Below are 22,572 nucleotides of genomic sequence, written 5' to 3'. Positions count from 1 at the left end.
ACGAATATAAGCCTTTCCTCAGGAAATTAATTTAATTTAGCAGCCATAAATTTTTCATAATGTCTCAGGAAAAACCGCTCATTTTAGTAACCAATGACGACGGAATTACGGCTCCTGGAATTCGAGCCCTTATAGAGGTCATGAAGCAGTTGGGAGACGTGATTGTGGTCGCCCCAGACAGTCCCCAAAGCGGGATGGGACACGCTATCACCATTAGCGACACCCTCTTTTGTGATCAAATTACAGTAAAAGAAAACTACAAGCATAAAGAATACAGCTGCTCCGGAACTCCGGCCGACTGTGTGAAAATCGCTACCCAGGAAATCCTTCACCGCAAGCCAGATCTTTGTGTAAGTGGTATTAACCACGGTTCTAATTCTTCAATCAATGTGATCTATTCGGGTACCATGAGTGCCGCAGTAGAAGCCGGCATTGAAGGCATCCCGGCCATTGGTTTCTCCTTGCTGGATTACTCCCTGAATGCCGATTTTGAACCCTGCAAAAAGTTTGTAAAACAAATTACCCGGCAGGTACTAAAACACGGCCTTCCTAAAGGAGTGGTTTTAAATGTAAACCTTCCAAAGCTAAGTGAAACCGAGATAAAAGGGATCAAAGTATGCAGGCAGGCCAAGGCTCGCTGGGAAGAAGAATTTGATAAGAGGACCAATCCGCAGGGCCGCGACTACTACTGGTTATCGGGGAAATTTATAAATGAAGACGAGGGAGAAGACAGTGATGAACATGCCCTTTCTCAAGGTTATGTATCGGTGGTGCCGGTTCAGTTTGACCTTACTGCACACCAATTTCTGGGTGATCTAAATTCATGGGAACTCAATGATTAAGAAAGAGATCCTTTTAGGTTTTGTAACAGGTATTGCAGCCAATCTGGTTGGAATGCTCATTTATATTCTCATTTTTTCTGATCTCCCCATATGGGAAACACTTCAGGAATCTATGCGCGGCGGCTTTATTGGCACCCTTATCACAGCAGGCGCAATTTTGAATTTCCTGCCTTTCTTTTATTTTATAAAAAAAGAATATACCTATAGAGCAAGAGGAGTCTTAATGGCCTCTATTCTTGCTGCACTTGTGATTGCGATAATAAAGCTTAGTTAATATGAAATACTACATTATTGCAGGAGAAGCTTCGGGAGACTTACATGCGGCAAACCTCATGAAAAGCCTTAAGAAGACCGATCCCCAGGCTGAGTTTAGGTTTTGGGGAGGAGATCTCATGCAACAGGAAGGCGGCACCCCGGTGAAGCACTACCGCGACCTCGCATTTATGGGGTTTGCTGAAGTGCTTATGAACCTGCGTACCATTCTTCGCAATATTTCATTTTGTAAGGAAGACATTAAAAAATGGGAGCCTCATGTCATCATTTTTGTTGACTATCCCGGGTTTAACCTGCGTATTGCAAAATGGGCCCGCAAAGAAGGTTATAAAACCCATTTCTACATTTCTCCACAAATCTGGGCATGGAAAGAAAACAGGATCAAAGACATTCAGCGCGATATTGATGAGATGTATGTGATCCTGCCTTTCGAGAAAAATTTCTACGAGAAAAAGCACAATTATAAAGTCAATTTTGTGGGCCACCCGCTTATTGATGCTATTGCAGGAAGACCTCCCGTAAAGGCTGAAAAGATCAAAGCCGAGCACAACCTCGATGACCGCCCTATAATCGCTCTCCTGCCGGGAAGCAGAAAGCAGGAGATCTCCAAAATGCTGGAGATCATGCTTAGCGTGACTGACGATTTTAAAGATTACCAGTTCGTTATCGCAGGTGCACCCAGCCAGGAAGAGAGCTTCTACCGGCCGTATATCAAGAAGAAAAACGTGCACCTCGTTATGAACCGCACCTATGATATTCTTGAAATATCCACGGCTGCACTGGTAACGTCGGGTACCGCAACCCTGGAAACCGCTTTGCTTAAAGTGCCCGAAGTTGTTTGCTACAAAGGCAACTTCATTTCTTACCAAATTGCCAAACGCATCATCAATCTCGACTATATTTCTTTGGTGAACCTCATTATGGATCGCGAAGTAGTAAAAGAGCTCATCCAAAACGAGTTCAACCGCGAAAATCTAAAAACAGAACTCACCAAAATTCTCGATAAAGAAAACAGAAAAAGGATCTTTAGCGATTACCACGGACTGGAACAAAAACTCGGCGGTAAAGGCGCAAGTGAAAAGACCGCCGAATTAATTTTTAAAAAGATCTCTGCTCAATGAAGTTCCTGAGGTTTACGCTGCTGGCCCTCATCTTTACCCTCACTTCTTGCGGGGCACGCAAATCTGCAGTGGGGAATCAGACCGCAGTTGTAGAGAAACAGGATGACTATGCCCAACTTCCCGATTTCTATAACGACGCCGAAGACATTATTGAAGAGGTGGGTGAAGAGACCTTCAGCATCATAGATTACGCCCTTCAGTTTCTTGGCACAAAGTACAAATACGGCGGCACCACGCCGCAAGGCATGGATTGCTCGGGACTCGTCTACACCTGCTTCCTCGAAAATAATATCGAATTGCCGCGTTCTTCCAGAGACATGGCTCTTTTGGGTGACGAACTCGATCTTAAGCACCTAAAATTGGGCGATCTCCTGTTTTTTAAGACCGACAGGCGCAAAAAGAACATCAATCATGTAGGTTTGGTGGTAGAGCTTGATGAAGACAATATCTTTTTTATTCACTCCAGCACCTCCCGCGGCGTCATTATTTCGGCGCTCAATGAAAATTACTGGAAAGAGCATTTTGTGATGGCCCGCCGCATCCTGTAAATTATTATCTTAGGCTAAACACCTAGGAGATAATAATTTGAATACTGCAATCATTCGGCTTACCATTTTGCTGCTGCTGGGAACATGCAGCGGCTTTTATTTGGAGCTCTCGCTAAAAATGGCATTTTTGGCACTACTGCCGGGAATCCTATTATTTCTCCTAACATTTTTTAGAGCCCGAAAACTGCTTTTCCCTGATCTTTTCTTCGGAAGCAGTGTCGCCCTCCTCTTTTTTCTCTTCGGAATCTTTTCTGCAAGCCTTCACCTTCCCAAAAACCAGCCACAGCACTACATCAACAAAATTTCTTCGGAAGAAATGCCACTTCTGAAGCTCAGTATCCTGGAAACGCTAAAACCCGATCTCTACAGCGATAAATATATTGCTGAAGTGAACGCGGTCAACGGAAAATCTGCGCATGGAAAGCTCCTGCTCCTGCTTCCAAAAGACAGCCTTAAAATGCCATTTTTGGAAGGTGAGCACCTCCTGATTTCTTCCACTTTAGCTCCCATTCCTGCGCCCCTAAATCTACACCAGTTCGATTATGCTGCTTTTATGAACAGAAAAGGAGTTTGGCGACAGGCCAATCTCCGCCATGGGATTTCAAAAACCCTGGATAAAAAAGAATCCGGAATAAAAATAGCAGCGGCAAATTTAAGGCGTAAAATCACTTTAGCACTTAAAAAGAATAATTTTGGACAGGAGGAGCTTTCTTTGGTACAGGCGCTGCTGCTGGGTCAAAAACAGGATATTTCAGCACAGACCTACAACAATTTTGCTGCAGCAGGAGCCATACACATCCTCGCAGTATCGGGCCTGCATGTGGGAATCATTTTGTTGATGTTACACTGGCTTTTTAAACCTATTACAAGTCTCAAAAATGGTAAATTCTTAAAGACTTTCCTGCTTATTTTATGTCTCTGGGGCTTCGCTGTACTGGCAGGACTTTCGCCCTCGGTGGTGAGGGCTGTGACCATGTTCAGCTTTATTGCCGTAGGCATGGAAATAAAACGACGCACCGGAACCCTCAATTCCATTTTCCTTTCGCTGTTCCTACTGCTACTCATCAAGCCGGGATGGATCTTTGAAGTCGGTTTTCAACTGAGCTATCTGGCGGTGCTTTCCATTGTGCTTTTTCAGCCTTTGTTTCACAGGCTATACGCTCCCACAAACCGGGTTGTAAAATATCTTTGGGATTTGCTCAGCGTTACTCTTGCTGCGCAAATTGGGGTTTTACCCCTAAGCCTCTATTATTTCCACCAGTTTCCCGGCCTCTTCTTTCTCACAAACCTGCTTATCCTTCCGTTCCTGGGCCTCATTCTTATTTTGGGCGTGCTGGTCATCTTTTTGGCTGTCGTAGATGTGTTGCCCTCATTTATTGCTGAAACCTACGGAATCATCATCGAAACCCTGATTAAAACAGTGGACTGGATTGCCGGGCACGAACAATTCCTCTTTAAAGACATTGCCTTCAGCTTACCGGAAGTCTGGAGCTGGTATTTCTTTTTGTTCGCTGCATTTCTGCTATGGAAAAGCTTCAGCTATAAAAAATTCATCCCTGTCCTGTTTTCAGTAATAATCCTGCAATCGGTTTATATTTCTTCCGAAGTAAAAAGAGAGAACCGGCTTATTGTTTTTCACAAAAGCCGAAACAGCCTGATAGGACAACAGCAAAGTGATTGGTTACAGCTGCACCACAACCTCCTAACACCTGCAAAAGACCTGAAGCTGCTTCAAAATTTCATGGGGGGAGAAGATCTTCAACAAATCAGGGAAGCGCCGCTTCAAAATATATACCTTCAAAAAGGGCATTTCTTAGTGGTGGCTGACAGTAGCGCAATCCTTCCGAAGCAAACGCCTTTGAACACTCACCTGCTCCTCTCGGGCGCTCCCAGGATCAATCTGGAGCGGGTCTTAATGAATTTTAAACCTGAAGTCATCATTGCAGATGGCAGCAATTATCCTGCGCTTATAAAAAGATGGGAGAAAACTGCAAGAGCGAACCACATTCCATTTTTCTACACCGGTAAAGATGGGGCTTATATCCTGGAATAAAAAAAGGCCTCACAAGTTTTGAAAACCCGGGAGACCTAAAATTTCATGTTCAAAAAAGCTATTTTGAATCTGTGAATTCGTTTTCAAAAGCCGCGGAATAATCCTGAAAGGCTTCGGGACTGGTTATTTTCTTATAATCTTCATCCACAAACATCTTTAGGAACAGCTCGAGTTGCTGCGGAGTGCGGTACCCGGGAATTGGCCCTATCAGGTTAGCCTCTTCATCAAAAAAGACCAGACTGGGGTAGCCGGTGATCTTCATAGCCCTTGCAAAATCATGCTGACTATTTCGGCCCCTTCTCTTAGGATCGTAATTCGGGTTCTTAAATGCCATGCCCTGGTAATTGACTTCCTCGATACCTTCAGCATTGAATTTTACGGGATAATAATGCTGGTTTATGTATTTAATCACATCTTTATTAGAAAAAGTGTTCTTATCGAGCATCTTGCACGGGCCACACCAGGTGGTGTAGGCATCCATGAATATTTTTTTAGGCGCTTTCTTTTGAGCTTCAAGGGCCTCATTCATGGTCATCCACTTGATCTCCTGTCCCAGCATGGCAGAAGCCGAAAACAGCAAAACAGCAAGGCTAAGAATAATTTTCTTCATACTTTTTCTTTGTTTTTTAGCAATAGTCATTCCGAAATTTCCAAAAAAACTACGCCCTCAGGAATGAGGGCGTAAAAATAACATTTTAGAGAGGAAATTATTTAACCCCGTGCATCAATTTCTTCAGTAAAGGATTCAGCACCGCCACTAAAACCCCGGCGGTAATAGGAACCACAGTAAAAATAAGAAAGAAAGTAGAGAGGCTGTATTGGTGTGTGATCTCATCAATCATACCTCCAAAGGAACCTGCCAGCTTGTTCCCGATTGCAATGGCGAGATACCACATCCCGAACATAAAGGCGATCATCCTTGCCGGCACCAGCTTACTCACATAAGAAAGACCAAGTGGAGAAAGACAAAGTTCGCCCAGCGTATGGAAAAGATATGCGAGGATAAGCCAGATCATACTTACTTTGGCTCCTTCGGCTACACCGCTTGACCCAAAGGCCAGCAATCCGAAACCAATCCCGAGCAGGATCAAACCAAAGCTGTACTTCCATGCTGCGGAAGGATTGTACTTGCTTTCCCACCATTTTGAGAAGAAAGAGGCAAATACTATAATAAAGAAAGAGTTGAGAATACTGAACCATGAAACAGTGATTTCAGTCGCGTCTCCCTGAAATTCTCTTACAAGCATCCAGATCACGATAGCCCAAATTATTCCGAAGCAAATTACCAGAACAACATTAGATCCCAGCACTCGTTTATGAGTCTGCTTCCATAACAAATACAAAACCCAGGTGATGATCATGAGCGGCACCACGGTGAGCAGGGTATTGAATATATTAAAAATAGTGGCTCCTCCGCCCACTAAGACCCTGTCTACAGAGTCACGTGCAAAAATGATGAGGGAAGTAGCTCCCTGCTCAAAAGACATCCAGAAGAAAACCGTGAAAAATGCGAAGATAATTACGGCTATCATCCGGTCGCGTACCACTTTAGCATATCTAGAGATACGGGAAATGACCAGAACCAGGAATAGCCCGAGGCCAATTAATGCCAGCCCAAGTGGTCCTGAAAAAGGCTCCCCCTGAAAGTCGAAAGGCATTACAGCCGGCAGTAAATTGAGATTTGCGATTCTGGAAACGGGATCATTGATCAAATACAACAAACCAATAACTGAAGTGGCAACCACCAGGATCTTGTCTAAAAGCGTGAATGGGTTGTGAGAATGATCTTTGACTCCAGATGCTTCTTCTTTAGCCTTTTCTTCAGCCAGTTTAGCTTTATCTGGCACACCACCTATGTTACCAAAGAGAGGTTTTGCCAGCCAGAACTGCAGGGTTCCAAGGAACATAAAAATACCTGCAAGACCAAAGCCCCAGCTCCATCCTACTCTTTCGGCCAGGTAGCCACACAACATCATTCCGAAGAAAGCTCCGGCATTTACCCCCATGTAGAATATAGTGTAAGCCCCATCTTTCTTATCGGGCTTACCGTCATACATTTCAGAAATAATCGAGGTGATATTCGGTTTAAAGAACCCTGTTCCTATAACCAGCAAAGCAAGCCCAAAATACAGGGAGAATTCGGTTTCTAAAGCCATAGATGCATGGCCCAGGGTCATAATTGCAGCACCAATAACCACCGCCCAGCGATAGCCGGTGATCTTATCGGCTATGATACCACCTGCAATAGGGGTAAGGTAAAGCAAACCTGCATAGGTCCCAAAAAGGGCACCTGCGTTCTCTGCACTCCAACCCCAACCGGGGTTATCCACGCCCACAATTGCCATGGTGAGGAAGTTGATAAGGAGAACCCGCATTCCGTAGAATGAAAAGCGCTCCCACATCTCTGTAAAGAAAAGAACAAATAGGCCGGCGGGATGGCCCAAAACTTTTGATTTAAAGAAATCGTTCTCTGCCGCTGGAACCGTAGCTGCCATTATCTTCTTCTTTTATTTGCTTCTTTTTCTACAAGATCATCGTCACCGAGTTCAAATTTTTCCTGCTGTGGTAACTCGCGCTCTTCATCTTCTACTCCGTGAGTAAGACGTTTAAGAGGCTTAAGCATTAACAGTACAAGGATAGCGAAAGCAACAGTGAAAATGGTAATTCCCATAAAGATGGTTCCATCACCAGCTTCAGAAGAATATTCTCCCACAATTCCCGCAACCTTGTTCCCAAGACCTGTCGCTGCAAAATAAACCCCCATCATTAAAGAGGCGTATTTTACCGGTGCAAGCTTGGTAATGAATGAAAGTGCCACCGGCGAAGAACTCAGTTCTCCAATCGTGTGGAATAGATAAGCCAATACCAGCCAGTACATAGCCGAAGCTCCATTGTTCTGAAATTCCATAGAGGCAAATACCATGAAAACAAATCCAAGCCCCATGATGATAACCCCAATTGCCATTTTAAAGATAGAAGAAGCTTCTTTACTCTTCAGTTTTCTCTTAGCCCAGAAGTTGGCTACGATCACCCCGAAAATAATAATGAAAAGTGCATTTAAAGACTGAAACCAGGAAGCAGGTACTTCACTACCTATCAATGGCAGACTAAATGGCAATGACCTGTCAGTTTTCTCTAGAGCATAGATATTCATAAGTCCACCGGCCTGTTCAAAAGCTCCCCAGAACACAATTACCAGGATAAACGAAAGCAGCATTACAATATACCTGTCTTTCATTACCTGCGTGGTAAGATCTTTATAAACCATGAGCATCATGGCAGTTACGAAGGTTAGGAATATGAATAGGAAACCATATGCGATGTCTATGGCAAGAAGATAGTAGATTGAACCTACCAGTAGCACAGCAGTAATTGTTAACTGTAGCGGAGATTTGAAAAGATCTTTGAACATCCCGCCAAAAGAAGCACCTGAATCTCTTTCAGCTTTTGAAAGTAAATTCCCTACTTCTGTAAGATATTTTTGCCCCCACAGGTACACTAGAAGTCCCAGTGCCATGGCTATTCCTGCAAGACCGAAGCCCCAGTGCCATCCAATATTCTCACCTACATAACCTACAATTAAACTTGAAAGAAAAGCTCCCAGGTTGATCCCTATGTAAAATATGGTAAATCCTTTATCACGGCGAATGTCCCCTTCTTTGTAGAGACCTCCCACCATGGTAGAAATATTAGGTTTAAGCATTCCCACGCCGGCAATAATTAACCCAAGCCCTGTGTAGAATGCCCACATTTCTTCAACTGCGAGTATCCCGTGTCCTGCCACTAAAATTATTCCTCCCCACAGCACAGTTTTTTTCTGACCCAGAAGTTTATCGGCTATTATACCTCCCGGAATGGAAGCCACATATACCAGCATTGTGTACCATCCGTAAAGCGCTAAAGCTTCGGCATTGGTCCAGCCGAGTCCGGCATTTCCGCCCTGGGTAGCGCTAACAAGATAGAGTACGAGAATGGCGCGCATTCCGTAATAGGAAAAGCGCTCCCACATTTCAGTAAAAAATAAAATGTAAAGACCTACCGGGTGACCAAATAATTCACTCTTTTGAGGTGCTGTTGTTGCCTGTGCCATTATAGGGATGATTTGATATTAGAATTAACTTTTAGATTTTCTTCGATGAAGTTCGTCATGAGCGTGTAAAGGTGCATACGGGTATTTCCACCGTAAATACCGTGATTTTTATCGGGATATATTGCCCAGTCAAACTGTTTGTTCGCCTGCACGAGGGCTTCTATCATTCTCATGGTGTTTTGAACATGAACATTGTCATCTCCTGTACCATGAATAAGCAGGTAATCACCTTTTAGTTTCTCCACATGATTGATGGGGGAATTCTCATCATATCCCGAAGGATTCTCCTGCGGTGTGGTCATATACCTTTCAGTATAAATGCTATCGTAAAATCTCCAGCTGGTAACCGGTGCCACTGCAATAGCCATTTTATAGACGTCATTACCTTTAAGAATAGCGTTTGAAGACATAAAACCTCCATAGCTCCAGCCCCAAATACCCATGTTGTTTTCATCAATATAATCTCTGGCCCCTAAAATTCGTGCGGCTTCAATGATATCTTCCACTTCATATTTACCAAGTTCCTTTTGAGTCACCTTCTTAAAGGCAGCACCTTTAAATCCTGTACCGCGAGGATCAATTCCCACTACAATATATCCTTTGCTGGCAAGCATTTGATACCAGTAATCATTCGTGCTGTTAAAGCGGTTACCTACTTCCTGAGAACCGGGCCCAGAATACTGCGCGACAAAAAGTGGATACTCTTTTGCAGGATCAAAATCAGCAGGCTTGATCATCCACATATTGAGATCGGCGCCATTAACCGCAAGAGTTGAGAATTCCTTCGGAACAATCTCATACCCGGCCATTTGCTCCAAAAGCTCCTCATTATTGACAATCTCCCTTACAAGTTTCCCATTCTTTGCGAGGTGCAGGGTAAACTCATAAGGTGTAGTTGCGCTGTTGTAACTGTTGATGAAGTATGTAAAATCTGCACTAAAGTCGGCACTATTTTGCCCTACCTTATCTGTAAGTTGTTTTTTGTTCTTTCCGTTGGTCTTTACTGAAAACACATCGCGATTGATGCTTCCGTTCTCGGTACTTTGGTAGAAAATAGTTTTGGTTTTAGGATCAAGACCGTAGTAATTGGTCACCTCCCAGTTTCCTCTGGTCACCTGATTTTTCAGTTTACCGTTCTTGTCGTAGAGATAAATGTGATTCCAGCCATCTTTTTCACTGGTCCAGATGAAGCTGTTATCTTCCAAAAATGTCAAATTATCGGTGACATCTACATAAGCTTCATCGGTTTCTGTGAGCACTATTTTAGCTTCATTAGCTTCAGCATCAACAAAGATAAGATCGAGTACATTTTGATGACGGTTAAGAACCTGTGCACTTAGCACATTGGCATCATTGGTCCATTTTATCCGCGGAATATAAAAATCTTCATAATCACCCAAATTTACGTCTGAAACTTCTTCCTGCTGAAGATCATAAATATGAAGGCTTATGTCTGAATTCTTTTCTCCTACTTTAGGGTACTTAAAGACTGTTTGGGTTTGATAAAGATCCTGCCCGTAAACATCCATAGAGAATTCGGGGACTTCAGTTTCGTCGAACTTCAAAAAAGCGATTTTATCACCAGATTTATTCCACTGAAAAGCGCGCACAAAAGAAAATTCCTCCTCGTACACCCAATCGGCCACCCCGTTAATGATCTTGTTCATCTCCCCGTCTGTAGTAACCTGCGTCACTTTTCCGGAGGAAAGATCTTTCACGAAAATGTCATTTTTGAATACATAAGCAACCTTCTCACCATTGGGCGACAGGGTAGGTTCCTTGATTTTTTCTTCTGAAATCTTCTTCAGCTCATTCGTTTGCAGGTCGTACACGTAAAAGATCCCGCGGGTAGAGTGTCTGTAAATAGATTCGATCTCTGTGCCCAGCACCAGTTTGGATTCATTTTCACTGAATTCATATTCCGAAAAATATTGAATCTCCTCAAGATCCTTACTGTTAAGAATAGTTCTTGTCTTTTCACCGGTCTTGTAAGAATAAGCGTCTATGGCTGATGTACCTGCACTTCGATCAAAATTAAGCACCACATACTCTTCTCCATTATTGAGAGATTGCAGGGCTTCCATTCTTTCCTGCCGGAATGTTCCTCCCCAAATGTCTTCAAGTGTAATTGCTTTTTTCTGCGCAGTGAGAACCGTTGTAGCCAAAAGAAAAAGGGCCAAAAACCCGTAGGTCAACTTCATTTTTTGCGTTTAAAAAATTTGCTTGCCAAGTTTAGTAAAAATTCGGCTAAAAAACAGGCTTTCTGCTGTTAAATCATAAGAAGATGTTAATGAACCGAATGAGTGTAGATCTGCAAATCTGTAAGTTTTGCTCCCCCTGCTCCAGAAATTCTAACAGCTGCCATGTTTCTTACAGTAATTGTATCTTTGTGCTCTCAAATTTCACATAATGATTACACCTATTTCGGGCTTTTCCAAACTGTCAAAAGAGGAGAAAATTGACTGGCTTAGCCAAACTTACCTGGCTCACAATACAAACGCCAGGAAGATATTAACCCAGTACTGGAACCCGGACTCCGGCCTGCAACAGCTCCACGAGGAGTTTACAGAGAACACCCTGTCAAATTACTACCTGCCTTTTGGGCTTGCCCCCAATTTTCTTATCAATGACCGGCTTTACGCGGTACCCATGGCTATAGAAGAAAGCTCGGTAATTGCTGCTGCGAGCAAAGCAGCCAAATTCTGGAGCGACAGGGGCGGTTTTAAAGCCAAAGTATTGGGAACAGAAAAGATTGGCCAGGTACATTTCATGTACTGCGGAGACGGTAAAAAGCTGGAGCATTTTTTCAATAGCATCAAACCAGCATTACTTGAAGCGGTCGCTCCCCTCACCAAAAACATGGAGAAGCGCGGCGGCGGAGTAATGAATATGGAGCTGCGTGACAAAACAAATTTGCTCGACAATTACTACCAACTGCACTGCACTTTTGAGACCAAAGACTCGATGGGTGCAAATTTCATCAACTCCTGCCTGGAGCGTTTTGCTGAAACTTTTCGTGAAGCAGCTAAGAGCCATGAGGCTTTTAATGCTACCGAAAAGGAGATAGAGATCGTAATGAGCATACTTTCCAATTATGTACCCGGTTGTATTGTAAGGGCTGAAGTTTCCTGCCCGGTAACAGCGTTGGCCGATCAGGGCATGAGCGGGGAAGATTTCGCTGCAAAATTTGTTAGGGCTCTCAAGATCGCTGAAACCGAACCCTACAGGGCCGTGACCCACAACAAAGGCATAATGAACGGAATTGACGCGGTAGTACTGGCCACAGGAAACGATTTTAGAGCGGTAGAAGCGGGCATTCACGCGTATGCTTCAAAAGAGGGAAAATACAGCAGCCTTACCCACGCCGAAGTACAGGATGGGCAGTTCAGGTTCTGGATGGAGATTCCGCTGGCCCTGGGAACGGTAGGTGGTCTCACGGCGTTACATCCGCTTTCAAAGATCGCCCTGGAAATTCTGCAAAAACCTTCAGCCGAAGAATTGATGAAAATAGTGGCAGTAGCCGGCCTGGCACAGAATTTTGCCGCCGTAAAGTCACTTATCACTACGGGAATTCAGCAGGGACACATGAAAATGCACCTTATGAATATCCTCAACCAATTCCAGGCAACAGCACAGGAAAAAGAAGTGCTAACAAACTATTTTAAGAACCACAATGTTTCGCACAGCGCTGTGGAGCAGCAACTTGAAAAATTGAGAAGCTAATGGAGGTATTCCACAGTCACGGAAAATTACTGATAAGCGGAGAATATGTTATTCTTGATGGCGCCACCGGTTTTGCCTTACCTACAAAATTTGGACAAAGCCTGGAAGTCACAAACATTGAAGAGCCGGTAATAAAGTGGAAAAGTTACGATGAAAAACAGGAAATATGGTTTGAAGACAACTTTGAAATTTCAGCTTTAACATCTTCGGAAGCACCACGGAAGCATGAAAAAAATGAGGTGTCAAAAATGCTATTTTTGACACTCTTTTTTGCCAGAAAAATGGCTCGGGAGAAATTTTCTGAAGGTGGATTTGAAATCTCCACAAAATCGGACTTCCCAAGAAACTGGGGCCTTGGAACATCATCTACCCTTGTTGCAAACCTTGCCAAATGGCTAAAAATTGACCCTTACGAGCTCCTGAAGCACACTTTTGGGGGCAGCGGCTATGATGTGGCAGTAGCCATACACGAAACCGCGATAACCTTTGAAAAGCACCCTTCCGAAAATAGCATTTTAAAGACCTCATTTGACCCTGCTTTTAAAGACCAGATCTTTTTTGTGCACCTAAACCAAAAACAGAACAGCCGGGAAGCCATACAGCATTACAGGCAGCAGGACAAAACAGCTTTAAACACGGGTGTTGATAAAATTTCGGCACTCACCCATAGTTTAATTAGCAGTAAAGATCTTTTAGAGTTTAAAATGCTTCTGGAAGTACATGAAAACATCATCTCACAGCTGGTAGGGCTGCAAAAGGTCAAATCCCGCCTGTTCCCAGATTACCCGGGGGCAATAAAAAGCCTTGGAGGCTGGGGCGGCGATTTTGTAATGGTCACGGGCACAGCGAAGGATATGGAATACTTCAGAAGTAAAGGTTACAACACCATCCTCTCCTATGCTGATATGATCTTACAATAACTTTTTGTCCTTCACAGGAATATTTAAGCTAACCCTTTTTTACATCGCCGCATGAAATGAAAAAAGCCCCTCAAATGAAGGGCTTTTCTTATAAATTTTCCTAACAGGATCCTAGTAGAACCTTGCGCGGTTATCTTCAATTTCTGCAGATTCTTTAAGCGCCTGGAAAACCTCAGTGTTCACAGTTATGCGTCGGGCAGAAGCCTCTCTTGCAGCATAAGGGCGATAAGATTCCATTTGAGGAGCGTCATTTTTTTGAAGTACTTTCACTACAAAAACTCCTTTTTCACCCTCTAGAGGACTGCTGGTTTCACCACTTTCAAGTCCGAAAGCTGCTCCCACAACTTTTGGCTCACTTCCAACACCTGGAAGGGTTGGGCTATTGCGGTTCACTGCGTTTGCAGTATTTACCTGCACTCCCTGCTTTTGGGCGATGGCCTGAAGATCGTTTCCGCTGATCTCAGATTTTATAATCTCAGCTTTCTTTTGCTTCTGAAGAATTGGTATAACGGTTGCAGACGCAGCTTCAGCCGATTTAAGGCCACCTTTGTTCAATCCGGTAACCTGCGCCACCACATATCCTGAAGGAACTTCAAACCTTCTAATATCCCCAACTTCTACTTCTTCTTCAAATGCCCATTGCACAATTCTTCTCTGCGCACCAATACCTGGGATATTTTCTTCGAGTTGTTTAATTTCTTTTACCGGTCTCACTTCTTTTCCTCCCTCTTTTGCAAGATCAGCAAAGTTGCCATCTTTTGCACCGAGCTCAAATTTTGTCACTTCAGCAAAAAGCTCGTTTGATGTTTTTTCTGAAGGCTGGATCGCTCTTGAAACAGTTGCCAGTTTAACAGCTTTTTCTTTTTCAGTTTGCTCCTGGATGTGGATCACGTGGTATCCAAATTGAGTTTCAACTACTCCTATAGATCCTTCGTTATTGTTAAACACGAAATCATTGAATGGAGGCACCATTGCTCCAGGACCAAACCAGCCAAGCTGACCTGCATCTTCTTTGTTGGAAGCATCGGCAGAGAATTCTGAAGCAAGCTCAGCGAATTTATCTTTGTTACCTTTTACTACGTTAGCAAGGCTATCAGCCAATTGCTGCGCCTGCTCTTTACTCCTGGTCACCTGTCCTCCTACCGGAGAACCCTGCCATGATACAAGAATGTGTCTTGCTTTTGCAGAATCTGGAATCTGAGCAGTTTCAACTACTCTTGCAAGCCTGTAAGAACCATTGAACTTAAATGGCCCGTACACTTCTCCTTCATTAAGGTTGAACAGAGAGTCTGCATGATCTACAGGTAATTGGTTTTTGAACACGAACCTGTCCTGGAATTTTTCATCAGATCTTTCATTAACGAGAGTTTCCCAGTTTCTGGTTGTTGCAAAACCTTCAACCGTATCGCTGGTATTGGTTGCAGCGTTGAATTCTACTTTATCATTAAGAAGTCCTAGCAGCTCAGTTTTTACTTCAGCTTCATCTTCAACAGAAGCAGTTTCTTCATAAAGAACGTACTGGATGTCTCTGGTAGGTTCAGTTTTAAACTGTCCCGGATGTGCTTTTACGTAGTCTCTGATCTCATCTTTAGAAATTTCTACCTGTGAGTCTTCAACTGTAGTATAGGGAATGTGAACAAACTCCATGTCTACATTATCGTTAGTAAACCTGTAAGCCTGCTCGCCTTCAAGAAGCGTTGCCCCTACCCCGGCACGAACCAGGTTAAGATAGATTTGCTCTCTGGCAGTTTCGGCAAGACTGGTTTCAAAATCTAACCATTGCTGATATGCCTGGGGAGAAGTAGATCTTAAAGTAGCTACATATTCTCTTAATTTGGCTTCATCAAAAACTCCGGCCTCGTTAGTGAAATTAGGATTGTTTGCCAGTTCCCTTCTCATCATCTCTTTCACCTGAGCTTCTTCTACACGAATACCCAGCTCTTCAAACTGCTCTTGCATAAGCGTTCTACGAACGTTCATTTCCCACACCTGGTTCACAACTTGTGCAGTGGTCGCATTTTGACCCATGTTACGCTGCAAAGACTCAACCTGACGGGCAAACTGCTCTCTATCAATGTCCTCACCATTAATTGTCGCTATGGTATTCTGTGATTTCTGAGAAACCATCCCTCCGTTCCTAATCACATCGGCTAAAACGAATGAGAAAAGTGCCAAAGCAATGATTACGATAAGGAAGACCGAACGTTGCCTTATTGAATTTAATACTGCCATTATCTTATAATTAATTCTAAAATATAGGGGGCGAAAATAACGTTTTTAGCTTTACTAAAAAACTATAAATCTTCAAAATGTGAGGAAAAACTAAAAATTAATCGTTTGGGTTCACGATCACCTCTACAAGCTCAATCCTTGTGTTGGAAACTTCTTTGATATAAAAGGTAAAACTATCAATTTCAACGACTCCGTCCTTTGGCGGAATTTCTTCGGTGTGATCGAGGATATAACCTCCCAGGGTCTCATAATTCTCTCCTATGGGAATGTCTAGCTTATAGTTCTCATTGAGATAATCTACCTCCAAACGGGCTGCAAAAAGGTATTTATTCTCCTCCAGTTTTTCTTCGATAAGAATTACAGGATCGTGTTCATCTTCTATTTCACCAAACAGCTCTTCCACGATATCTTCTACGGTCATCATTCCACTGGTGCCGCCATATTCATCTATAACCACCGCAATACTCTTCCTTTTTTTAATAAGGATATTAAGAACATCTTTCACCAGCATGGTCTCGGGCACAAAGACTACCGGCAACAGGATAGATTTTATGGTAGGCGGTTTTTTGAAAAGCTCAAAGGAATGTATATAACCAATAATGTCGTCAATATTCTCCCGGTACACCAGGATCTTTGAGAGCCCCGTGGCGGTGAAAGTCTCCACCAGCTCCCGCGGATCGGTAGTAATGTCTACAGCTACGATCTCTGTACGGGGAATCATCACTTCCCTGGACTTTACTTCGGAAAATTCGAGGGCATTCTGAAAGATCTGTATTTCGGAATCTACCTCCTGATCGTGCTCAATCTTGTCCATTTGTTCAGAAATATAATTTCCGAGTTCCACCTTTGTGAAAGCCAATTGCACTTCATCTCCCTGGGTTTTAAAGAACCTTTTCAAAACGAGGTCTGAAACCCATATCACAAAAGAGGATATAAAACTGAAGAGCAGGTAAAATAAATAGGCAGGTACAGCAAAGAACTTCAGAAAGAAATTGGCGTAGATCTGGAAGAACACTTTGGGTAAAAATTCCGCAGTAAGCAGAATAATAAGTGTGGAAATAACGGTTTGAGTGAGAAGGCTGAGATCTGTAAGCAGATAAACTACTATTTCATTGCTAAAGTTATCGGGAGTGAGCCATGCCATTAAGAGATCTCCCATAAAAAACCCGTAGATAACCAGGGCAATGTTATTGCCCACCAGCATAGTAGCAATAAACTTTGAAGGTTTACGGGTAAGACGGGTAAGTATTTTGGCTAAAAAATCATTCTGCTTCTTCTCAATTTCAACATGAATCTTGTTGGCAGACACATAAGCGATCTCCATACCCGAAAAGAAAGCTGAAAGAATAAGGGAACACAGAATAATAATGATCTCGAAGGCCATAGTACCTATTTCCTGTTATCGTACTTGTGCCTGAAATGCCTTCTAAAGAAGAACATAAATATGGCTATCACCACAAAGAAAAGGAAGAGATAGGCCTGGTTGCGTTGATCATTCCAAATGACCACAGCCTCGTAAAGAAAGAACGCTGCGGCTGCCAGGTAGGCAAATTCAAAAAACTTCGAAAATTTCATCATGGTTTGTCTTCTTCTAAAATTTGCACCCCAACATTAGATCTTGAACGGAAATTAGTGAATTCCTGATTGCTATCAAAACCCTTTCCTTCATTGATCGCTCCATTCTTGAACCTGATGGTGTTAGGATGATCTGTAAAAACCCAGTTTCTCACCTGGTCCCAATAAAGCTGATCTGCAGTAAGCTTTGTGCTATCGCTGGTCACCACCACCACATCACCCTGCAAATCTATAAGCCCCGTTTCATTATAAACAATACCATAATTGGCAGTTACTGTATTCTTTTGTTGGTTCTCGTCAAAAAATTCTACGATAACACCATCAGGAAATTCGCGATAGGGAAAAGCTTTGTTTGAAAAATCTCTCATGGTTTCACTTCTAAGAGTAGCCACCACCTTTCCGGAATCAACGTACTTCATATTAATTCCCACCCCTATAGATTGCGGTGCATCTTCGGGGATCTCCATTTGCCTAACGCCTTTCAAATTCCCCTCACAAGAAAAAAGCATTGTCACAACAAGGGTTGTGACAATGCCTTTAAAAAATATCCTGTATGTAAATTTCATACTACAAATTAGGTACGCGAATGCTTTCTCCTATCCAACATCCAATGTTGATGGTTTTACCCTGCATGTCATTCTGGAAGATATCGCTACGTTGTGGTGCTCTACCTCTGTATGCAGATGCAGTCTCATTAGCAGTACTGCTTATTGACGGATCAACTCTTGCAGCTCTCTCGGCATATTCTGCAGCTTTCCAGTATACAGCTCTTTTTTCAAAAGCAGTATTTCCACAGTTGTTTGCACTTTGAGCGATCATGTTAGAGATTTGAAGGTAAGCCCTACCAAATGATGGTTTTGAGCTTATAGCCTTACGATACATATTTCTGGCCTGCCCAAACTGGCCTTTTTCTTTGTACTGGTTCGCAATCTTGTAATAAATACTTGCTCTTGCAGATGGATCTTTTTGTAGTTCGGCTGCCTGGTTGTAATATTCAAGTGCCTTACTTTGGTTTCCATTTGCTTCGGCCAATTGACCAAGTGAATATGCAGAGCTTGCAGATGGTTCAAGTTTATGCAAAGCTTCAGACACCTTTACAAAAAGTGGATCTTCAGTACAATCTTTTGCAGACAACCTGCTATTCACTCGCTTCAACCATTCAGTATCACCTTTTTTAGCTTCAAAATCTTTGCTGTAAAGCGGGATAAGGTTAGTACAATCTGCACGTTGACCAAGTTTTGCGTTGATGCTTCCTTTTACAGCACTATAGGCTACAAGGTTTTTCTCATATGCATTAAGTCTTGCCTTATCTTTAGAAGAAAGCTCTTCTCCAGCCTCCTGTTTTTCGATTAAGCTAGCTAAAGACTCAGCAGTTTCATTCTCCTGCTCTTCAAGTTTAGCAATAACAACATCATATTTGTCAAATACTTCCTGAAGATCTTTTTTACCCGAATCCTGTAACTCTACCAACAGGTAGAAGTAAGTATACAGTGACTTGGCATTAAGACTGTTTGGATCTGCCTCAAAAGCTTTGTCAAAAGCCTCATATTGCTCTTCGGTTGAACCCAATTTTACATCAAACATGAGCTGCGCGATATCGGCATTAACATCTCCTGCATCGGTCTTTGCAGGGAAATGCTGCAAACGTTCTTTATATAATTTTATAAGCTCCTGTGCTACGCTTTCTTTCTCAGCATCGGGTGCATTGTCAAGGCGATCTTTCAATATCCTTTCTCCGTACTGATATGTTGCTATATGATAGGAAGGACATTCCTCTCTTAAAGTTTGAATTCTGGTCCAGGCCGCATCATAGTTTTTTGCCTTCGCATCGCTATAGGCCAGGGCTGCTGTGGTGGCACATTCCTGATTAGCCTGTGCCTGCAAGGCCCCTGTTCCCAGAACAACCCCTGAAAGAAATAATATTACCTTGGTTTTCATAGTATAAGTTTTATTCCTGATTAATAGTTTGTAATTATTCGAATCTTCTTTTGATAAACCACCTATCGTTCAACGAGAGGCTTATCATGGCATTAAAAAAGTTTTCCTGGATTAATCCGGCGCTTGTTGTACCGCGCTGTCCATACTCAAATCCCAGATTAATGTTGGTCAACATCCTTCCTGCTGGTAGTCCTAAACCAAAAGCTATGCCAAACTCATTAATAGACTCTCCATTGAGGTGAAGCCCTGTCTCTTCCATACGAAGACCCCCACGATATACAATTCGGCTAAAGTAGCTGGTAAGAGAGTTATAGTTGGGAATGAAAAATCCTCCAATTTTATATTTGGAAGCCTGTTCAAATGACGCTCCTTCTATTGCGAAGGCACGGTTGCTGTAATCTCCCGCTTCGGTTGTAGAAAACTCTCCTCCAACAAACCATTTTTGAGGCCGCCCCACTCCTGCTCCTATACTAAAGCTTGAAGGCAAAACAAAATCTGACGCAGGCTCAGAAACATCACGACTATCTACAGTGATCTCCCTGCCGTCAACCCCTAACAATATCGTTGCAAGCTCTCTTTGGTTTTCGGTTTTTAAAGTAGTTTCAGGCGTGTAGTACGCACCCATTTTAAATTGCAGGCTTTCAGTGAGCATCCTCTCGTAATCAAGCCCGATTTTGTAAGTGAAACCACTAAGGTCACTTCTGTTTATTTCCCGGGAGCTATATTGCACATCTTCGCGTACCAATATGCTTTTATTCTGAATATTTCCGAAGTTATAACTAGCGTCTACGCCAATATTGATATTTGAGGTTATTTGATAACCCGCAGCGAGAAAGACCCGGTTAAGACCACCTTTGCCTGTATACCTGTTTCCTATCCCTTCGTCCTGATTGATATCATCTATGTTATAACCCACAGAAGAATAAGGTACCAATCCAAATGCAAAACCAAATTTACCCGTTGGAATTCCCACAGCTAAATAATCAAGCGAACTTGAACTAGCATTTTCACTCTCGTCTCCACTCTTTATCTCAACAGAATTGCCACTCAGTCCAACTGTATAAGTAGTTAACCTAAGCCTGCCCAGTGCTGCCGGGTTTTGCAGGTTGACATGAATACTATCTGAGAAAATGCTGAGACCACCCATTGATCTGTTTTCTACGGTACCTTTGAAGGTGTTTAATCCCAGCCCGTAAAAAGAATAAGGTGAGGAAGTTCGCTCCTGAGCGGTCGTAATCACTGAAAATAAAATGAATACGATTATAAACAATCGTTTTGTCATTGATCGATATTAAATTCGAGAATAAAATTTAAACCCTCCAACAAGAAATTGGAGTTCGCAAATATGCCATTTTTTAAGTTTCCAGACAAGAAAGTTGCATCTCCACCGGTAATTATAACTATTAAATTGTTATATTTTTCTTTATACTTACCAATAATGCCCTCAATTTCCATGAGCGTGCCATTTACAACACCCGAAGTTATTGAGGAAGTGGTGGAATCACCAATTAATTCATGTCCTTCTCCTGCTTCTACTAACGGAAGATTTGCCGTAAAATTATTTAGTGCCAAAAATCGCATTTTTAAACCCGGAGAAATTCCGCCACCCAGATATTCTTCTCTGGCAGTTTTAAAGTCGTAGGTAATGCAGGTGCCGGCGTCTATCACCAATACATTCTTACCTGCATGGTATTTTACGGCAGCAGCGATTAGAGCTTTACGATCGTTCCCTAAAGTAGCAGGCGTTCCATAGTTATTTTTGAAGGGTAGCAGGGTTTCTGCGGAAAGCTCCACAACCCTAACCGATTTTTCAGCTCCTTCAGGAAGCTTCCATTTTGCCGAAGACACGTTGGAAACCACCATTTTTTTGATTCCCGGATGAAGTTTCAGGATTTCAGAAATTTTTTTATTTAAATCGGATTTATCTGCTGAAATTTTCACAAGGATTTCATCCTGCTGAAAAACAGCCAGTTTGGCAATTGTATTGCCTATATCAACAACGAGATTCATGGCAGTTATTTGAAAAAGCTAAAGTACAAAAGCATTTTTTTTCAATTTCCCTTGGGAGATATTAAATTTGAATATATATTTGCACCCGCTTACTACAAGGTAAGCCGCTTTAAACACTGGTGCCTTAGCTCAGTTGGTAGAGCAAAGGACTGAAAATCCTTGTGTCCCTGGTTCGATTCCTGGAGGCACCACCATCAAAAGCAGAAACCCTCAAATGAAAATTTGAGGGTTTTTTAATTTATATACCTCTCGAAAATGCATTTTTGGGGATCATGATCATTAAAACTACCAATTGACATAGGAAGTTCTATTGGCTGCTTAAATTTTCAAAATAATCACTGATTATCCAACTACCACTACTACTAAATATGGTAATTCCTATATACCCATTACCGGATAAAAGAACTAATCTCTCATCATTAGGTAAATCTACCTCATAATGATTTGAACCATTGAAGTATTCATTTTCACCCTCTGTAATTCTCTTTTTTCCTTGGTCAGTCTCAATTTCCAAATAGGAATGGTGAATCTTTGCAATCTTTTCTGTTTGAACACCCTCATATTCCCCTATAAACACTTCAGGAATATCTAAGCTCCCCGAAATATTATCTGAATCGTTGGAACATGATAAGCTAAAAACAAACACCAACAATAAAATACTTTTTCTTATCATATAACATCATTAATGCTTTTTATAAAGCTAAATTAATTCAAGTTTTTGGCAGTAATTTTTTCTCGTTTACCCTCTTACTAAACATAAACCCTAATACTAGAAAGCCGACGACTATACTATCATGACTAGTATTGCTGTTGCCATTTTTCTATAAATTATTGTTTAACTAAAACAGTGTTCTGAGATTGAACCCATGTAATTTCATCATTCGAAATTTTTCTAAATTCAAATTTCATCGTTTGCCCTGAACTAAAAATCAGGTGTAAAGAATAATGATCGGATGAAACATCTTGTTCGATTTCAACTTTCTGCCCTAATTCACGCGAATGGTTAACTAGATCCCCATAGCTGGTATCCAAAAGATTTTGTAGCAAGACGACATCACTCCCTGTAAACCTAAAACCTACATCTCCTGTTACTGAACCTTCTACTAACCAAGTCCCCTGTATCCAATCTGGGGGATTAATACCATTAGAATTTACTTCATCATTATCTGAAGAACATGACAGAAAAATCATCGGTAAAAAGAACAGATAGAAAATTTTTTTCATAAAAGTGATTTTTTGTTTTAAAC

At 42.2% G+C, this 22,572-nt stretch carries 20 protein-coding genes and 1 tRNA gene; 8 read left to right on the top strand and 13 right to left on the bottom strand.

From position 1 onward, the window contains the following. Positions 1-59 precede the first annotated feature (59 nt). Genes surE through ACQ93I_RS01660 form a run of 5 tightly spaced genes read left to right on the top strand, consistent with a single transcriptional unit; the run spans position 60 to position 4,837 of the window. Positions 60-842 (top strand): 5'/3'-nucleotidase SurE, encoded by a 783-nt coding sequence (surE, locus tag ACQ93I_RS01680; RefSeq protein ID WP_431696866.1) that lies wholly within the window; start codon positions 60-62, stop codon positions 840-842. After that, complete coding sequence (locus ACQ93I_RS01675) at positions 835-1,116, top strand: hypothetical protein (RefSeq protein WP_431696865.1); 282 nt, start codon at positions 835-837, stop codon at positions 1,114-1,116. The genes surE and ACQ93I_RS01675 overlap by 8 nt, the downstream gene beginning before the upstream one ends. Position 1,117: 1 nt before the next feature. Further along, complete coding sequence (gene lpxB / locus ACQ93I_RS01670) at positions 1,118-2,236, top strand: lipid-A-disaccharide synthase (RefSeq protein ID WP_431696864.1); 1,119 nt, start codon at positions 1,118-1,120, stop codon at positions 2,234-2,236. Further along, the gene (locus ACQ93I_RS01665) at positions 2,233-2,784 is read left to right on the top strand and encodes a C40 family peptidase (protein WP_431696863.1); all 552 of its coding nucleotides are present in this window, start codon (positions 2,233-2,235) and stop codon (positions 2,782-2,784) included. Before lpxB ends, ACQ93I_RS01665 begins: the two co-directional genes overlap by 4 nt. Before the next feature lie 37 nt (positions 2,785-2,821). Next, complete coding sequence (locus tag ACQ93I_RS01660) at positions 2,822-4,837, top strand: ComEC/Rec2 family competence protein (protein WP_431696862.1); 2,016 nt, start codon at positions 2,822-2,824, stop codon at positions 4,835-4,837. 58 nt (positions 4,838-4,895) lie between these two features. On the opposite strand, the gene ACQ93I_RS01655 is transcribed toward ACQ93I_RS01660, so the two are convergent. The 4 genes from ACQ93I_RS01655 to ACQ93I_RS01640 form a co-directional block, all read right to left on the bottom strand. Then, the gene (locus ACQ93I_RS01655; protein ID WP_431696861.1) at positions 4,896-5,447 is read right to left on the bottom strand and encodes a thioredoxin family protein; all 552 of its coding nucleotides are present in this window, start codon (positions 5,445-5,447) and stop codon (positions 4,896-4,898) included. A 97-nt stretch (positions 5,448-5,544) separates the two neighbouring features. Further along, a complete protein-coding gene (locus tag ACQ93I_RS01650; RefSeq protein WP_431696860.1) occupies positions 5,545-7,332 on the bottom strand; it encodes a peptide MFS transporter in 1,788 nt (595 codons plus the stop codon). Beyond that, a complete protein-coding gene (locus ACQ93I_RS01645; RefSeq protein WP_431696859.1) occupies positions 7,332-8,927 on the bottom strand; it encodes a peptide MFS transporter in 1,596 nt (531 codons plus the stop codon). The genes ACQ93I_RS01650 and ACQ93I_RS01645 overlap by 1 nt, the downstream gene beginning before the upstream one ends. Continuing rightward, positions 8,927-11,128 (bottom strand): S9 family peptidase, encoded by a 2,202-nt coding sequence (locus tag ACQ93I_RS01640; protein WP_431696858.1) that lies wholly within the window; start codon positions 11,126-11,128, stop codon positions 8,927-8,929. The genes ACQ93I_RS01645 and ACQ93I_RS01640 overlap by 1 nt, the downstream gene beginning before the upstream one ends. 208 nt (positions 11,129-11,336) lie before the next feature. Here ACQ93I_RS01640 and ACQ93I_RS01635 point away from each other — a divergent pair, with 208 nt between their 5' ends. Both ACQ93I_RS01635 and ACQ93I_RS01630 read left to right on the top strand, forming a co-directional pair. After that, positions 11,337-12,650, top strand: a complete 1,314-nt coding sequence (locus tag ACQ93I_RS01635; protein WP_431696857.1) for a hydroxymethylglutaryl-CoA reductase, degradative — start codon at positions 11,337-11,339, stop codon at positions 12,648-12,650. After that, positions 12,650-13,570, top strand: a complete 921-nt coding sequence (locus tag ACQ93I_RS01630) for a GYDIA family GHMP kinase (RefSeq protein WP_431696856.1) — start codon at positions 12,650-12,652, stop codon at positions 13,568-13,570. The genes ACQ93I_RS01635 and ACQ93I_RS01630 overlap by 1 nt, the downstream gene beginning before the upstream one ends. Positions 13,571-13,681: 111 nt before the next feature. On the opposite strand, the gene ACQ93I_RS01625 is transcribed toward ACQ93I_RS01630, so the two are convergent. The 7 genes from ACQ93I_RS01625 to ACQ93I_RS01595 all read right to left on the bottom strand — a co-directional run bounded on the left by ACQ93I_RS01625 (position 13,682) and on the right by ACQ93I_RS01595 (position 21,325). Beyond that, entirely contained in the window at positions 13,682-15,802 is a 2,121-nt protein-coding gene (locus ACQ93I_RS01625) for a peptidylprolyl isomerase (RefSeq protein WP_431696855.1), read from the bottom strand. Between the two features lie 97 nt (positions 15,803-15,899). Then, entirely contained in the window at positions 15,900-17,186 is a 1,287-nt protein-coding gene (locus ACQ93I_RS01620) for a hemolysin family protein (RefSeq protein ID WP_431696854.1), read from the bottom strand. A gap of 5 nt (positions 17,187-17,191) precedes the next feature. Continuing rightward, positions 17,192-17,380, bottom strand: a complete 189-nt coding sequence (locus tag ACQ93I_RS01615) for a hypothetical protein (protein WP_431696853.1) — start codon at positions 17,378-17,380, stop codon at positions 17,192-17,194. Next, a complete protein-coding gene (lptC, locus tag ACQ93I_RS01610; RefSeq protein WP_423818092.1) occupies positions 17,377-17,943 on the bottom strand; it encodes an LPS export ABC transporter periplasmic protein LptC in 567 nt (188 codons plus the stop codon). Before lptC ends, ACQ93I_RS01615 begins: the two co-directional genes overlap by 4 nt. 1 nt (position 17,944) lies before the next feature. Continuing rightward, the gene (locus tag ACQ93I_RS01605; RefSeq protein ID WP_431696852.1) at positions 17,945-19,315 is read right to left on the bottom strand and encodes a hypothetical protein; all 1,371 of its coding nucleotides are present in this window, start codon (positions 19,313-19,315) and stop codon (positions 17,945-17,947) included. Positions 19,316-19,349: 34 nt separating this feature from the next. After that, entirely contained in the window at positions 19,350-20,597 is a 1,248-nt protein-coding gene (locus tag ACQ93I_RS01600; RefSeq protein ID WP_431696851.1) for a hypothetical protein, read from the bottom strand. Beyond that, positions 20,594-21,325 (bottom strand): type III pantothenate kinase, encoded by a 732-nt coding sequence (locus ACQ93I_RS01595; RefSeq protein ID WP_423818089.1) that lies wholly within the window; start codon positions 21,323-21,325, stop codon positions 20,594-20,596. Before ACQ93I_RS01595 ends, ACQ93I_RS01600 begins: the two co-directional genes overlap by 4 nt. 118 nt (positions 21,326-21,443) lie before the next feature. Here ACQ93I_RS01595 and ACQ93I_RS01590 point away from each other — a divergent pair. Next, positions 21,444-21,519, top strand: a tRNA-Phe gene (locus ACQ93I_RS01590). A gap of 113 nt (positions 21,520-21,632) precedes the next feature. Here the strand turns inward: ACQ93I_RS01590 and ACQ93I_RS01585 are convergent. Further along, positions 21,633-21,998, bottom strand: coding sequence for a hypothetical protein (locus ACQ93I_RS01585; RefSeq protein WP_431696850.1), 366 nt, complete (start codon positions 21,996-21,998; stop codon positions 21,633-21,635). 155 nt (positions 21,999-22,153) lie between these two features. Beyond that, positions 22,154-22,549 (bottom strand): hypothetical protein, encoded by a 396-nt coding sequence (locus tag ACQ93I_RS01580; protein ID WP_431696849.1) that lies wholly within the window; start codon positions 22,547-22,549, stop codon positions 22,154-22,156. Positions 22,550-22,572 lie beyond the last annotated feature (23 nt).

Source organism: Salinimicrobium sp. WS361 (assembly GCF_050750585.1).
Lineage (GTDB): Bacteria > Bacteroidota > Bacteroidia > Flavobacteriales > Flavobacteriaceae > Salinimicrobium.
Note: the sequence above shows the minus strand (reverse complement) of the source record. Positions and strands in the feature narration are given on the sequence as shown.

Excerpts from the sequence above, each read along its gene's own strand:
- surE (WP_431696866.1), top strand. The coding sequence starts at position 60 with ATGTCTCAGGAAAAACCGCTCATTTTAGTAACCAATGACGACGGAATT.
- ACQ93I_RS01675 (WP_431696865.1), top strand. The coding sequence starts at position 835 with ATGATTAAGAAAGAGATCCTTTTAGGTTTTGTAACAGGTATTGCAGCC.
- lpxB (WP_431696864.1), top strand. The coding sequence starts at position 1,118 with ATGAAATACTACATTATTGCAGGAGAAGCTTCGGGAGACTTACATGCG.
- ACQ93I_RS01665 (WP_431696863.1), top strand. The coding sequence starts at position 2,233 with ATGAAGTTCCTGAGGTTTACGCTGCTGGCCCTCATCTTTACCCTCACT.
- ACQ93I_RS01655 (WP_431696861.1), bottom strand. The coding sequence starts at position 5,447 with ATGAAGAAAATTATTCTTAGCCTTGCTGTTTTGCTGTTTTCGGCTTCT.
- ACQ93I_RS01650 (WP_431696860.1), bottom strand. The coding sequence starts at position 7,332 with ATGGCAGCTACGGTTCCAGCGGCAGAGAACGATTTCTTTAAATCAAAA.
- ACQ93I_RS01645 (WP_431696859.1), bottom strand. The coding sequence starts at position 8,927 with ATGGCACAGGCAACAACAGCACCTCAAAAGAGTGAATTATTTGGTCAC.
- ACQ93I_RS01640 (WP_431696858.1), bottom strand. The coding sequence starts at position 11,128 with ATGAAGTTGACCTACGGGTTTTTGGCCCTTTTTCTTTTGGCTACAACG.
- ACQ93I_RS01635 (WP_431696857.1), top strand. The coding sequence starts at position 11,337 with ATGATTACACCTATTTCGGGCTTTTCCAAACTGTCAAAAGAGGAGAAA.
- ACQ93I_RS01630 (WP_431696856.1), top strand. The coding sequence starts at position 12,650 with ATGGAGGTATTCCACAGTCACGGAAAATTACTGATAAGCGGAGAATAT.
- ACQ93I_RS01625 (WP_431696855.1), bottom strand. The coding sequence starts at position 15,802 with ATGGCAGTATTAAATTCAATAAGGCAACGTTCGGTCTTCCTTATCGTA.
- ACQ93I_RS01620 (WP_431696854.1), bottom strand. The coding sequence starts at position 17,186 with ATGGCCTTCGAGATCATTATTATTCTGTGTTCCCTTATTCTTTCAGCT.
- ACQ93I_RS01615 (WP_431696853.1), bottom strand. The coding sequence starts at position 17,380 with ATGATGAAATTTTCGAAGTTTTTTGAATTTGCCTACCTGGCAGCCGCA.
- lptC (WP_423818092.1), bottom strand. The coding sequence starts at position 17,943 with ATGAAATTTACATACAGGATATTTTTTAAAGGCATTGTCACAACCCTT.
- ACQ93I_RS01605 (WP_431696852.1), bottom strand. The coding sequence starts at position 19,315 with ATGAAAACCAAGGTAATATTATTTCTTTCAGGGGTTGTTCTGGGAACA.
- ACQ93I_RS01600 (WP_431696851.1), bottom strand. The coding sequence starts at position 20,597 with ATGACAAAACGATTGTTTATAATCGTATTCATTTTATTTTCAGTGATT.
- ACQ93I_RS01595 (WP_423818089.1), bottom strand. The coding sequence starts at position 21,325 with ATGAATCTCGTTGTTGATATAGGCAATACAATTGCCAAACTGGCTGTT.
- ACQ93I_RS01585 (WP_431696850.1), bottom strand. The coding sequence starts at position 21,998 with ATGATAAGAAAAAGTATTTTATTGTTGGTGTTTGTTTTTAGCTTATCA.
- ACQ93I_RS01580 (WP_431696849.1), bottom strand. The coding sequence starts at position 22,549 with ATGAAAAAAATTTTCTATCTGTTCTTTTTACCGATGATTTTTCTGTCA.